The organism is Paenibacillus sp. GP183 (assembly GCF_900104695.1).
Lineage (GTDB): Bacteria > Bacillota > Bacilli > Paenibacillales > NBRC-103111 > Paenibacillus_AI.
The window spans coordinates 1,725,727-1,738,407 of the sequence record NZ_FNSW01000001.1 but is presented as its reverse complement, the minus strand read 5'-3'; the positions used below and the strand labels follow the sequence as shown (position 1 = coordinate 1,738,407).

Annotated in this window: 17 protein-coding genes and 1 tRNA gene; 14 read left to right on the top strand and 4 right to left on the bottom strand. The window is 45.7% G+C overall.

From position 1 onward, the window contains the following. Positions 1-9 precede the first annotated feature (9 nt). Positions 10-738: a hypothetical protein gene (locus tag BLV33_RS08690; protein ID WP_090790156.1), complete on the bottom strand. Its 729-nt coding sequence runs from the start codon at positions 736-738 to the stop codon at positions 10-12. Positions 739-901: 163 nt separating this feature from the next. On the opposite strand from BLV33_RS08690, the gene BLV33_RS08685 reads away from it, so the two are divergent. Together BLV33_RS08685 and BLV33_RS08680 are read left to right on the top strand one after the other, a co-directional pair. Next, positions 902-1,471 carry a xanthine phosphoribosyltransferase gene (locus BLV33_RS08685; protein ID WP_090790154.1) on the top strand — a complete coding sequence of 190 codons (570 nt, stop codon included), beginning with the start codon at positions 902-904 and terminating at the stop codon, positions 1,469-1,471. Between the two features lie 82 nt (positions 1,472-1,553). After that, complete coding sequence (locus tag BLV33_RS08680) at positions 1,554-1,880, top strand: hypothetical protein (RefSeq protein WP_090790152.1); 327 nt, start codon at positions 1,554-1,556, stop codon at positions 1,878-1,880. A gap of 51 nt (positions 1,881-1,931) precedes the next feature. Here the strand turns inward: BLV33_RS08680 and BLV33_RS08675 are convergent, their stop codons facing one another. Further along, on the bottom strand, positions 1,932-2,240 hold the full coding sequence (locus BLV33_RS08675; protein ID WP_090790151.1) for a hypothetical protein: 309 nt from the start codon (positions 2,238-2,240) through the stop codon (positions 1,932-1,934). 584 nt (positions 2,241-2,824) lie between these two features. Between BLV33_RS08675 and BLV33_RS08665 the strand changes: the two genes are divergently transcribed. Beyond that, on the top strand, positions 2,825-3,058 hold the full coding sequence (locus BLV33_RS08665; RefSeq protein WP_090790147.1) for a hypothetical protein: 234 nt from the start codon (positions 2,825-2,827) through the stop codon (positions 3,056-3,058). A 25-nt stretch (positions 3,059-3,083) separates the two neighbouring features. Then, complete coding sequence (locus tag BLV33_RS08660) at positions 3,084-3,821, top strand: adenosylcobinamide amidohydrolase (protein WP_171909066.1); 738 nt, start codon at positions 3,084-3,086, stop codon at positions 3,819-3,821. Between the two features lie 14 nt (positions 3,822-3,835). Here the strand turns inward: BLV33_RS08660 and BLV33_RS08655 are convergent, their stop codons facing one another. Beyond that, positions 3,836-4,018 (bottom strand): hypothetical protein, encoded by a 183-nt coding sequence (locus tag BLV33_RS08655; RefSeq protein WP_090790143.1) that lies wholly within the window; start codon positions 4,016-4,018, stop codon positions 3,836-3,838. Positions 4,019-4,149: 131 nt separating this feature from the next. Between BLV33_RS08655 and BLV33_RS08650 the strand changes: the two genes are divergently transcribed. The 5 genes from BLV33_RS08650 (at position 4,150) to cysI (ending at position 9,844) form a co-directional block, all read left to right on the top strand. Beyond that, positions 4,150-4,233, top strand: a tRNA-Leu gene (locus tag BLV33_RS08650). Between the two features lie 97 nt (positions 4,234-4,330). Continuing rightward, positions 4,331-5,701, top strand: coding sequence for a PDZ domain-containing protein (locus BLV33_RS08645; protein WP_139305709.1), 1,371 nt, complete (start codon positions 4,331-4,333; stop codon positions 5,699-5,701). Between the two features lie 153 nt (positions 5,702-5,854). After that, the gene (locus BLV33_RS29250) at positions 5,855-6,028 is read left to right on the top strand and encodes a hypothetical protein (RefSeq protein WP_171909065.1); all 174 of its coding nucleotides are present in this window, start codon (positions 5,855-5,857) and stop codon (positions 6,026-6,028) included. Positions 6,029-6,264: 236 nt separating this feature from the next. Next, positions 6,265-8,091, top strand: coding sequence for an assimilatory sulfite reductase (NADPH) flavoprotein subunit (locus BLV33_RS08640; protein ID WP_090790139.1), 1,827 nt, complete (start codon positions 6,265-6,267; stop codon positions 8,089-8,091). A gap of 37 nt (positions 8,092-8,128) precedes the next feature. Then, positions 8,129-9,844, top strand: a complete 1,716-nt coding sequence (cysI, locus tag BLV33_RS08635) for an assimilatory sulfite reductase (NADPH) hemoprotein subunit (protein WP_090790137.1) — start codon at positions 8,129-8,131, stop codon at positions 9,842-9,844. Positions 9,845-9,898: 54 nt separating this feature from the next. Here the strand turns inward: cysI and BLV33_RS08630 are convergent, their stop codons facing one another. Further along, complete coding sequence (locus tag BLV33_RS08630) at positions 9,899-10,096, bottom strand: CDGSH iron-sulfur domain-containing protein (protein ID WP_090790135.1); 198 nt, start codon at positions 10,094-10,096, stop codon at positions 9,899-9,901. A 119-nt stretch (positions 10,097-10,215) separates the two neighbouring features. Here BLV33_RS08630 and BLV33_RS08625 point away from each other — a divergent pair, with 119 nt between their 5' ends. The 5 genes from BLV33_RS08625 to BLV33_RS08610 all read left to right on the top strand — a co-directional run bounded on the left by BLV33_RS08625 (position 10,216) and on the right by BLV33_RS08610 (position 12,629). Then, positions 10,216-10,497: a hypothetical protein gene (locus tag BLV33_RS08625; RefSeq protein ID WP_090790133.1), complete on the top strand. Its 282-nt coding sequence runs from the start codon at positions 10,216-10,218 to the stop codon at positions 10,495-10,497. A 19-nt stretch (positions 10,498-10,516) separates the two neighbouring features. Continuing rightward, positions 10,517-11,203 carry a YidC/Oxa1 family membrane protein insertase gene (locus BLV33_RS08620; RefSeq protein WP_090790131.1) on the top strand — a complete coding sequence of 229 codons (687 nt, stop codon included), beginning with the start codon at positions 10,517-10,519 and terminating at the stop codon, positions 11,201-11,203. Positions 11,204-11,225: 22 nt separating this feature from the next. Next, positions 11,226-11,390: a hypothetical protein gene (locus tag BLV33_RS29245; protein ID WP_171909064.1), complete on the top strand. Its 165-nt coding sequence runs from the start codon at positions 11,226-11,228 to the stop codon at positions 11,388-11,390. A 17-nt stretch (positions 11,391-11,407) separates the two neighbouring features. After that, positions 11,408-12,268: a DUF695 domain-containing protein gene (locus BLV33_RS08615; RefSeq protein WP_090790129.1), complete on the top strand. Its 861-nt coding sequence runs from the start codon at positions 11,408-11,410 to the stop codon at positions 12,266-12,268. Between the two features lie 79 nt (positions 12,269-12,347). Next, on the top strand, positions 12,348-12,629 hold the full coding sequence (locus BLV33_RS08610) for a hypothetical protein (protein WP_090790127.1): 282 nt from the start codon (positions 12,348-12,350) through the stop codon (positions 12,627-12,629). Positions 12,630-12,681 lie beyond the last annotated feature (52 nt).

The window sequence follows — 12,681 nt, the reverse complement described above, 5'->3', positions numbered from 1 at the left end:
TTTTACTTTTTAGTTATCTGCAAATAGTTTAATAGATTGAATGGTATCATTGGTTGGATCGATATCCAGTTTGAGAATGGTGCCTTGAGCTTTGTAAGCAAGTACGTAGGAGGTATTCGAATTCGGCTTTCCAAGGGCGGCAATCGCATCCCCTGATTTTTCACCGAGGCGTAAGCCTCTTAGCCCAGGATCGATATCCGCCGTATGTACATTAACGAACTCCAGCTTGTTTTGTTTGTTGAATCCTATGGAGAAATCCGTGTAATCATAGACGGTTACCGGATCCGTATCTTCATCCATGACGAACTGATCTTTGGCTTTGCTGAAGCGGCCCAGCACCGAGTCTTTGTCCGTTCCCAGCTTTAGCCCCATTAATGTCGGCTTTGCCTGATTATAGGCATCGCTCGGGTCTACCTTTGGTTTTGGCGTGGATTTGGCCGGAGGTCGATCAGGAATAGGTGCATTTGGATCAACGGTTGATGCCCGGTTCGCCGAAACTTGAGCTTCATGATCCGAGGTTGCATATGGGGTAGACACAGGCGTAATGCCGCCTCCCCGAATAGAACTGGACGGGTCAATTTCATTGCCGCTGGTGGAGATAGGCTCCCGTGAAGGATAGTTACTCACAGCAGGAGGCTGAGCAGTGCGATCCAATGGCTTTTCACAGCCGGCAGTCAGCAAAGACACGGTTAATAACGATATACTAAGGGAGCTTATGAGCTTCCACGATTTATTCATTTGGGGGTAATTCCTTTCCGGTCTTTGTCCTATATATATTAGACACTGTTTGAGCCCAAAAAGTTGCTAAATTTTAGAATGGACTATGTAAAATTAAAAAAATATGAGATACTACAAAGTAAAAATATGGAGTTATTCAAATTATATCGGACGGAGGTATCACATGGATTTGTTAAAGCAAAGGATCTTGGAAGTGGGTGTCGTCGTATCCGATCAGGTTTTGAAGCTGGACGCCATCTTGAATCACCAAGTGGATCCGATGCTGATCATGGAAATGGGCAAGGAATTTGCCAGATTGTTTGCTGACGAGCTGCCGGAAAAGGTGCTCACTGTGGAATCCTCGGGAATCCCGATTGCTCTGGCTGTTGCCTATGAGCTTAAAGTACCCATGGTTTTTGCCAGACGCAAAAAAACATTGACCATGGACCAGGATACTTACAGCGAAAGAGTGCCTTCCTTCACCAAAGGCATCGTAACCGACATTATGGTATCCTCCCACCTTTTGAAAAAAGATGAACGTATACTGCTCATTGACGATTTTATTGCAAATGGCGATGCCGCACGCGGATTGATCCGGATTATCGAGAGAGCGGAAGCGGAGCTCGTAGGTGTAGGGATCGTGGTAGAGAAGAGTTTTCAAGCCGGAGGATCCTCAATCAGAGAACGGGGGATTCGGCTGGAATCCTTGGCCAAAATCGCCTCACTGGCAAATGGACGCATTGAATTCGAATGAAGACTCTATGATTTATCAGAATTTTGCCTTCCCTGTAAGCGATTTTTCCATTATAATAGGGTTGTGAGAGGAGGCTGAACCAATGGGAAACGAGATTGTTTCTGCAGATTATTTTATGACCAAGTTATCCGAGGCTAAGAATCATTTTGAACGTGCTCTCGATTGTAAACATACAGAGTTTGATGATCTGTATCCCTATATGATTGAACACCCGCAATTTTTCTGGTACAAAAGATATGTCGCCTGGTCAGAGCTGTTAACTGTCGTTAAGCTTTCCACGGAATTGTCGATCGATTGGGAGCCGCAGTTTTCCCAACAGCAGATTGAATATATAAAGAGCCGCGTGATGTCGAGCAAAGTTCTCGATTTATGGTTTGAAACAAACGATTCCAAAGAACATGTGAGCTGACATCAGCTAATATACGAAAGACCTACGAAGTTTATATCGCAGGTCTTTTTTTTAATTCAGAATGTTCATCTTTTCAATATGTTGCTTGGTCTGCTCGGTTCCTAGATCATACAGCATGCGGTATACCTCGTGAAGATAGTAATCGTAATCTTGATTCGATTCATTAAAGTAGTAATCCTTCAAAGGGATAAAAGATCGGGCATAACCTCTTTGATCTGAATTATCCGCTTCTTCAAAAAGCTCCTGCAGCCTGTCGATATCCTCTTCCGTCGCTTCAATTTCGAATTCAAAGCTGGCATCGCCTTGATTCTCCATGACCTCGCCGGGTCCAACAGCTATATAGTATTTTTTCTTTTCCACGCTGCAATCATGTCTCCCCTCTTCAACGTTTCATTCAACTGCTTCTTGATTACTTTTTCCCGGAATGAGATATTTATGTAAAATAGGACTAAGCAGGAACGAATATGCTAAGCTTATGCTTACGATGCCAGTTTTGCTAAAGCAAAACTCAAAGCTTATGCTTACGAAGTCAGTTTTGCTAAAGCAAAACTCAAAGCTTATGCTTACGAAGTCAGTTTTGCTAAAGCAAAACTCAAAGCTTATGCTTACGAAGTCAGTTTTGCTAAAGCAAAACTCAAAGCTTATGCTTACGAAGTCAGTTTTGCTAAAGCAAAACTCAAAGCTTATGCTTACGAAGTCAGTTTTGCTAAAGCAAAACTCAAAGCTTATGCTTACGAAGTCAGTTTTGCTAAAGCAAAACTCAAAGCTTATGCTTACGAAGTCAGTTTTGCTAAAGCAAAACTCAAAGCTTATGCTTACGAAGTCAGTTTTGCTAAAGCAAAACTCAAAGCTTATGCTTACGAAGTCAGTTTTGCTAAAGCAAAACTCAAAGCTTATGCTTACGAAGTCAGTTTTGCTAAAGCAAAACTCTTAGGAGGTAAACAATGATATCTGATGATCAATTAGACCAGTATCGGGAACAAGGTACGAAAGTGCGAGTTGTCCGTGATGTTAATCCCGCAAATGATGTAAAAGGTATTGTAGTGGCCTGGAACGAGACAAGCGTCTTGATCCGCAAACAAAATCGCCGGGTGGTCACTCTTGACCGCAATTATGTGTTTCAACCGTTCACAGACGAACGTCCCCCAGAATTCGAATTGCCTCATGAGTTGGAATAGTAATCGAAAGGGGATCATCTTAGAAATGAATATCAAACGATTGAAAAATGGGACAAGCCCATTGGAGGGGATCACTTTTGAACTGATCCATTCAGAGCAAGGGCCGTACTTGCTGTGGAAAAGCCTTCAACCGCTCCGCACGTTAAACTCATCCCCTTGGGGCGGTGGTTTCGGACATCACACTTGTCTGATCAATCGTCAGGTCGATAAAAATTACCAGGCAGTAGATCCCATTGAAGAGATGAACTGCTTCTTGCAGAGCGAAGGACTGCGTCCTGATGAAACAGCGGGCATGCTTACCGCAGCTTGGGTAAGAGATGCAGGCATCCACACGGAGTTATGGGCAGATGAAGGAAAAGCCGAGCAAGAACAGCTGAAAGTGTGCACCTATGTAACGGTTGGGCTCAGCAATAAGGCGAGAGCAGGGAACCCATTACTAGCGACAGCCTTGTATCCTGGAACCATCAACACCATCGTGTTGATTCATGGAACACTGACAGATGCAGCAATGGTTAATGCTGTTATTACAGCTACAGAAGCCAAAACTGCGGCATTGGCTGATCTGGGGATCTGCATGAACACATCCGACGGCGGTCGTCCGGCTACCGGTACAACTACAGATGCCGTACTCATCGCCGCAAATAATAGGGGAAGCTTCCATTCGTATGCAGGCACAGCTACCCAGCTCGGTTATTGCATTGGCCGAGCCGTGTATGAGTCCATTATGGTTTCCGGCAAAAAGTATGCAAAAGCAACAAATTGAGGTTCAGGGGTTGTTTAAGGTCTTCTAAACAAACCAAAAGCATTTGCAATCTGTTGATTTCCAGCACCGGTTAACACCGAATCATCATCAGTGTCGTTCGCCGGATCGGCTTTAATGCCAGCCGCTTCACCTTCCGTTAAGTCACGTTGATTGCCGGTATATTTGGGCTCCAAGGCATCTATTTCCTCTTGATCCATTGTTCCAAACCTCCTTTTTTCCTAGGTTTCGCTTTCATAGCCATGCTTATGCAGTCTGGAGAAAAATGCCTGGTGAAAAGCGTTTGACTTCGTTTATCGACCATGGTATATTAAATTTTGTCGCCTAATATGCGTTCGTGGCGGAATTGGCAGACGCGCTAGATTCAGGTTCTAGTGGTGTAACAGCCGTGGAGGTTCGAGTCCTCTCGAGCGCATCAAGTAGTGCAAGGGTTCCAGCTTATTGGCTGGGACCCTTAGTGCGTTTAAACACACATGTGAAAATTTAGGGTTTTGAAAGGGTTGTTGATTACATTGGGACATTGGCAGAAAGCATACTTCTTTGGCATGGCTTTGGCTATGGTGCTGCTTGTAACAGGCGAATTAATATGGCTGCCTGATCCTTTACGATTCGGAACAAATTTTTACTGGATTGACGTCCTAGATCAGTTTATTTATGCGTTCGTTCTAATTCCCCTGATCTGGATGATAGTGGCTTTACTAAATATTATTGCTGCGAGACCTGCCGCCAGTCATATCCGGTGGGTTCAATTCCGAAGCTGGGCTGTGTTCATTGCCGGAGCAGTGGCTGCCATTGCGATTCTGACTGTTCCCAAGCAGCTTGTATACTCGGTGGGAGCTTTAGGAGTAGCATGGCTGCTAGTATTTGTCGATCTGTTCTTCAATGAACGTAATCGGCGCAAGTTTCCGGTCCAGAGTGTATCTGTTTTTATTTTGACGATTTGTGTATTGTCTTTTTTGTTCTGGCCAACCTCTTATATGGTGACATACCCGGGTTTGACTATGAACATGAACCGTTACGCACAGGCTAAGGGCGGGAATGTGCATGGAGAAATCTCTGGCCTTCTCGTTTTTGAGCGGCCCGCTTTCCCGGTAGATTGGATTTACGCAAAGCTATTTCCCCACTATACGTTCCAACACATTGAGAAGCTTGGAATGTCTTTAGGAGCTTACGATCAGCTTTCACGGAGTATGAAGGAGGATGCGAACGCCGCGGGAAGTGCGATTGCTTTTCAAAAGCTTGGAAATGGCAAAGGTATCACTTCACATGGTGTCCTCATCACGGCAGTCATCAAAAGCAGTCCTGCTGAAGGCATTATGCAAGGTGGCGATATAATTGAGGAAATAAATAGCATGAAGGTTTCAAAGGTACAAGATTTGACGGAGCGCATGTCAAAGGTCTCACCTGGTCAACAAGTGAAGGTTTTAGTCCTTCGCGGCGGTAAACGAATACCGTTCACGATTGAGACTCGTGCAAACCCGGACGATCCAAAACGGGCTGCCTTTGGGATCCAAGTAAGCGATGAATTACAGTACGACATTCCTGGTACGGTGACCTATCATAACTATTTAGTTCATGAAGGAGGTCCGTCGCATGGAGCGATGCTTGCGCTCGTTCTGATTGATCAGCTCACACCATACGGTGTAACAAATGGAAATCGTGTTGCAGGCACAGGAACCATAGGACAAGATGGTTCAATCGGTCCGGTCGGGGGAGTGGAGCAGAAAGCCTATACCGTTAACAGGGCAGGTGTGGATGTATTCTTCGTTCCTTTCGAAAATGAGGCAGATGCGAAAAGAGGAGCTCCCGACCTGCAAATAGTGCCTGTTCATACGCTGGATGATATTTTGAATTGGCTGTGGGCACACCCCAAAACCAGGTAAAAGCTTTATTCCTGCTAAAAACCTAATTGTCGACATAATAAGTGTTGTACTCGCCACATAGTATGACAAACATTTTTCCTAAGTGATCTTATAATGTAGATATGTCAGAGATCCAACTTGCCTATTTAATCTGACACTTGGGAGGATGGTCACATGGACGAGCAATTCATAAAAAGGTTACATACGCTAAATCGTCGCGATGAACTTAGATCCAGACTACTGATCGACGGTGTTAAACTCACTCTCAAACGCAAACAGAAAATGGGTTTGTTAGACAGGATTTTTAAAAACAAAAAGAAAACGGTTATCGCTAAAGGATGGAATTGAAGTGATCGTACCAATTATAAGCATATAAAATTGAATTTATCAAATTAAATGATAATGCTGTAAAACCCAAGCTGGATAAGGACTCCGGCTATTTTTTTTGCAAATTTTTCGACAGTTATTTCCATTATCGTTGACCATTTTGAGCTAGTATGATAGGTTCAAAAAGAGCTAAAAATAAGTAATTCCTATAAAGATACTTTGAATCAGGCTTTAACCTATTTGAGAGGTGGATATCGTTGGAACTTCAAGTAACAAACAGTCCTTTTAATCAAGATCAGGCAGAACTCCTCAATCGCCTCCTTCCTTCACTAACGGAGACACAATTGATATGGCTTAGCGGTTATCTTGCCGCTCTCCCTAAAACGGCATCCCCTGTGATAGTTAACACTAGCGTCCAACCTGTCCCGGCAGCCAGCCCGGTTTCCCAGGAAGTAACCGTGCTTTTCGGATCCCAGACCGGTAACTGCCAAAGGTTGGCTAAAGGCCTAACTAAACAGTTGGAAGAGCGAGGCTTTCAAGTATCTCTGTCCTCAATGATTGAGTTCAAGTCTAATAACTTAAAGAAAATACGCAATTTATTGATTCTTGTGAGCACCCATGGAGAAGGGGATCCACCGGACAATGCATTGCCCTTCTATGAATTCCTTAACAGCAAAAGAGCGCCTCAATTGGATGACCTGCAGTATTCCGTGCTCGCCTTGGGAGACAGCTCCTACGAGTTTTACTGCCAAACCGGCAAAGACTTCGACCGTCGTCTGGAGGAATTAGGCGGCAAGCGGCTTTCCCCGCGAGTGGATTGCGATTTGGATTTTGACGAACCCGCGGCAGAGTGGATTAAGCATGTTTTAGGCTCCTTAAATGAGAAGACTGGGGTCTCGGTTATCCCCGTTGAAACCAATGAGGCAGTTGAAAAAGCGCTAAATACGGATCAACAAGCATATTCAAGGACGAGTCCTTTTGCTGCTGAGCTCCTTGAGAATTTGAATCTCAACGGGCGTGGATCTAAGCTCGAAACCCGCCATTTGGAGCTGTCCCTTGAGGGATCCAATCTACAATATGAACCCGGAGATTGCTTGGGAATCTACCCGGAAAATCATCCAGACTTGGTTGACACTCTGATCGAAGAGATGGGCTGGAAGCCTGAAGACATCGTTCCTGCGAGTAAGAAGGGTGATGAATTGCCTTTAAGAGAGGCATTACTCCGCAGCTATGAGATCACTGTGCTGACAAAGCCATTACTGGAGCAAGCTGCACAGCTTTCGTCCAACAAGGGTCTGCAAGAGCTTGTTACACCAGGACATGAGGAAGAACTCCGGGCTTATCTGATCAACCGGGATCTTTTGGACCTAGTACAGGATTTCTCCCTTAAGGGGACACCTGCACGAGAATTCGTATCCATCCTTCGAAAAATGCCGGCCCGGCTGTACTCGATAGCCAGCAGCTCCAAAGCCAACCCGGATGAGGTGCACCTGACCATTCGAACCGTTCGTTACGAAGCGCACGGACGCGATCGGTACGGTGTCTGCTCCATACAATGTGCAGAACGGCTGCAGCCGGGTGCCAGCTTGCCGGTTTACGTACATGACAATCCTAACTTCAAGCTGCCTGCCAATGCGGATACGCCAATCATAATGATCGGACCAGGCACGGGTGTAGCTCCATTTCGGTCATTCCTGGCTGAACGGGAGGAAGTCGGTGCAGGGGGAAAAACGTGGTTGTTCTACGGAGATCAGCACTTCAGCACGGACTTTCTTTACCAGATTGACTGGCAGCGTTGGCTCAAGGAAGGCTTGCTGACGCGCATGGATGTCGCCTTTTCCCGTGATACCGACAAGAAAATTTACGTCCAGCATCGCATGATGGAAAAGAGCCGTGATGTTTTCCAATGGTTAGAGGAAGGGGCATGCGTATATGTCTGCGGCGATGAGAAGAATATGGCTCATGATGTCCATAATACTTTACTCACGATCCTCGAGCGTGAAGGCAGCATGAGTCCCGAGGAGGCCTCAGCCTACTTGACTGAATTGCAGCAGCAGAAGCGCTACCAGCGTGATGTGTATTGAAAAATAGATCAAAGAACGAAAGCGAGGAGACTGCAAAATGAGTCATGATCCATTTGCTCCGTCCAAGGCTCCGCACAGTGAAGTCGAGCATATTAAGCGCTCGAGCAATTACCTGAGGGGAAGCCTTACAAGTACACTTGAAGATTTAATTAGCGGGTCCATACCTGAGGACGATAATCGATTAATGAAGTTTCATGGAAGCTATATGCAGGATGACCGGGATCTGCGTAATGAACGCCATAAGCAGAAGCTGGAACCAGCTTACCAGTTCATGCTGCGAGTTCGGGCGCCTGGAGGTATCGTTACACCCGAACAGTGGTTGATGATGGACCGTATTGCCGATCAATACGCGAATGGTTCGATACGGCTGACAACAAGGCAGTCCTTTCAGCTGCATGGAGTCATAAAGTGGAAATTGAAGAGTACCATCAAGACCATTAATGATACATTGCTCACTACACTAGCCGCTTGCGGAGATGTGAATCGGAATGTCATGTGTAATCCCAACCCTTACCAGTCTGAGGTTCATTCTGAAGTTTACGAGTGGTCTCAGCGCCTTAGCGACCATCTTTCTCCACGGACCAATGCCTATCATGAGATCTGGCTTGACGGTGAGAAAGTGATCGATAGTCAAGAGGGCGGGGAAGAACCCATATATGGGCCTGTGTATCTTCCGCGCAAATTCAAGATCGGTGTAGCCGTGCCTCCTTCTAACGATGTAGACGTTTATTCTCAGGATCTGGGTTTCATCGCCATTTATGAAAATGGACAGCTTCAAGGATTCAACGTATCTGTCGGTGGGGGTATGGGGATGAGTTACGGTGACCCGAAGACATATCCTCAACTGGCTCGCGTGATCGGGTTCTGCTCACCTGAACAGATCATTGACGTGGCGGAAAAAACAGTGATGATTCAAAGGGATTACGGAGATCGCTCTGTGCGCAAGCACGCTAGATTCAAGTACACCATCGATGATCGCGGAATAGAGTGGTTCATTAACGAACTCACCAAAAGATTAGGTTGGAATCTTGAGGAAGCCCGTCCCTTCCAATTTCAAAATAACGGTGATCGCTATGGCTGGGTGAAAGGGAGCAACGGCAAATGGCATTTGACCCTGTTTATCCAGAACGGTCGGGTTGCCGATCAGGAGGGGTATCCTTTAAAGACAGGCTTGCGGGAAATTGCCAAAATGCATACCGGTGATTTCCGGCTCACTGCCAACCAAAACCTGATCATCGGCAACGTAAGCAGCCAGAAGAAGCGTAAAATTGAGGAAATGGTCAAGGCCTATAGACTCAAGGATGGGATACAGCAATCAGCGCTGCGGAGAAATTCCATGGCCTGTGTGGCCCTCCCTACTTGTGGGCTGGCTATGGCTGAATCGGAACGCTACCTCCCCTCACTATTGGAAAAGCTCGAGTTGATCCTTGAGGATGCAGGCTTGCGAGAAGAGGAGATTGTTATTCGTATGACCGGCTGCCCTAACGGCTGCGCACGTCCTGCCCTGGGTGAAATCGCATTTATCGGCAAGGCTCCTGGCCGATATAATCTGTATATGGGTGCCGGCTTTGCCGGAGATCGGCTGAACAAGCTTTACCGGGAAAATATCGACGAAAAAGAGATCTTGGACTCACTTAAACCGATTATTCATCGGTATGCGCAGGAACGGCAGGAAGGTGAACACTTCGGGGATTTTGTAATCCGTACGGGTTATGTCAAAGAGGTTCATTCAGGACTGGACTTTCATAACTAGTCATTATTAAAAACAGGGGCAGCTGAGGCTGCCTCTGTTTTGCATGTGGCGTTATTATGCACGAACTGCACTTTCAAAGTTTGCTGTTCTATGAGCGCCGTTACAAAATGGTTTATTGCTAGATTGACCGCATCGGCACAAGTATGTAGCTTGTTTGGTTTCGATTCGGTTTCCTGCACCATCAATAAGTTCAATTTCACCATTAATAACTAATGGACCGTTATCGTTAGCTGTAATTTTGGTTTCTGCCATTTTTTCACCTCCTTATCTATAGTAAAGATATCATAGAGATGGATGAAACATGAAACCTTTTTTGTTTGCTTTGCGTAGAAACTGATCATACAGGTTTGCTGAAAAAAGGAGGGGAAGGCATGGAGATAACCGCAGATGTTTCCTTCATTATTTTATTGCTCGGTCTAACTGGTTTGCTGGCCGGTTATTTTTTCTATGCCTGTCCTCTCCAGCTGCAGCACGCTGAGCCTGATTTTATTAATGGAAGCAGCCTCGTAAAGAAAGTCGGACAGAAACTTTCTAGCGGATTGGATAGGCTGCACTGGATCCGCAGGAAAGTACCTGGAAGTAGAAGCGGACGAAGTCTGCCGAGTGGAGAAGAAGACTCTCTTTTTATCATGAGTAATCATAATTTTTCATGATATAAGGAGGAATAGAGAGATGTCGACATTACTTCAACCCGTGATTCATATTTTGAATATGCTGTTATCCGCTCTACAGGGGTTTACACATGATTGGGGCATAGCGGTCATATTGTTAACGTTACTCATTCGAGCTTCATTATTCTTGTTAAATTTGAGAATGGCCAAGCAGCAAGTCAGGCAGGCTCGCATTCAGCCGCAGTTAGCCCAATTGCGTAAAAAGTATGCATCGGATACGTCAAAGCTCAGTGAAGAAATGATGAAGCTATATAATCGCTATGGCATTAAACCGCTCTCCACCATTGTGGTCAGCCTTATTCAAGCGCCGATTTTCTTAAGCTTGTATCAATTATTCATTTCACATGGCTCCACCATGACTTCAGAAATCATCCCATGGGTAGCCTCGTTAGGCCAGCTTGATCCGATGCATATCGTACCGATTTCCGGCGCAGTGATTACTTTTATCAGTATGCTCATCCCGCTAACCTCAGAGATGGCAATTGCCGGTTCATTACTTCAAAGAGCAGGCTTGCCGCTGTTGATGGTAGGTATATTTGGAGCGGTGATGTGGTGGTCACCTGTAGCCGTCTGTCTGTATTCGGCAACTAGTTCACTTTTTGCTTTGATGGAACGGGGATTTTACCGGACTTCATTCGGAAAAAGGTTGATTCTGGAGGGAATGCCTGAGATGGCAGGGCCTAAGTAACCATCAACAGGAGGGGTTTATAATGCTGTTGACGAATAAGCAAAAGCAATTGATCTTGAATGTACTGCTAAAAGAGAAGCGAAGCCTGTTTTCCAAAAACAAGGGTGAACTGTTAAATAAAACAATAGCTGATCTCGAGCAATCTCTTCGCAATGAGTCAGTTAATGCTAAGGACCTGCGGAAATGAGAAGGAGATTTTAACGAATGACTGAGGATTGGAATTTATTTGAACGCAATGACGGCATTGAGCCCATGATGATATTCATGAACACAGGCCTCAAGGAAACGGCGCCAGTGGCAGGGTTCTCTCGTTTGATTGCTGTCATTTTCAATATGTACAGTTTATGGGATGCAGCCGGTAATTCCAGCAAGGGCGCGCAGGATTTATTTTATTCCCTGGAGGATAGGCTGATGCGGCGGATGCAGGATGCTGAGCTCGCGGTTTATGTCGGCAGAATCTCTGTGCAAAACAAGATGGAGCTGTATTTTTATGCGGATGAATCCGAGGACTGGGAGCCGAAGCTTCGTGAGATCATGGTCGACTTTCCGTCTTTTCGCTATTATTCATCGGTTAAGGAGGATGCCGACTGGTCCTTCTATCGGGAAGTGATGTATCCGAGGCCGCTGGAAGAGCAGTGGATGCGCAATGCCAAAATCTCATACGCGCTGATTCAGCATGGGGATCGAGCCGAGATGGTCAGAGTGGTGGAGCATTGGCTGCATTTTGCAAGTAAAATCGGAATGGATGAGGTTAAAAGCAAAGCCCGTGAGCTGGGGTACCAGGTTGTGAATGCGGAAAAGGATACATCCAAAACCAAGTATCCCTATGTTCTGCAGCTGAGCAAAAGGCACGCGCTTGACTTGCCCACCATCAATGCGGTGACGAAGGAGCTGTTCGCACTGACGGATAAAGCGGGAGGCGTGTACGATGGCTGGGGGACGAATTTAAAGCTTAAGCTTCCGGCCAAGCTGCGTTTCGCTTTGATTAAATTTTTCAAAAAGCGTTGGTACCTGATCTTATTTCTCGTTATTTTAATTATTCTATCTATCGGATTTCGGCTTTAACCGAAATTATTCCACGATTGAAACCGGAACCCACTCTCCTTCCACCACATACAAATGTAGGTAGAAGGAGGGATACATCATGGCAGTTTGTCCAACTTGGACTTATAGGAATGTAACACCTGCCGTATTTAAAGCATTGCAAAATGCGGGCAGAAAGCACAGTTCATCGATTCCCAATACACCCTCGGGGAAGTTTACGCTTACGGTTACCGGATTTAAAGTAGGCTTTAAATACGCTTGGGATGTAAGGAGCAGCACCATGCTGCTGCAATGCGAATCCAAGCCGATGCTGATCGGATGCGGGACCATAAAATCCTTTGCCGATAAAATTATTATAGAAAGCGGCGGCAGGGTGGGATGACCCAGCCATAATCAGGTATGACACTGCTGAATACGGGATACACTGTGGATGG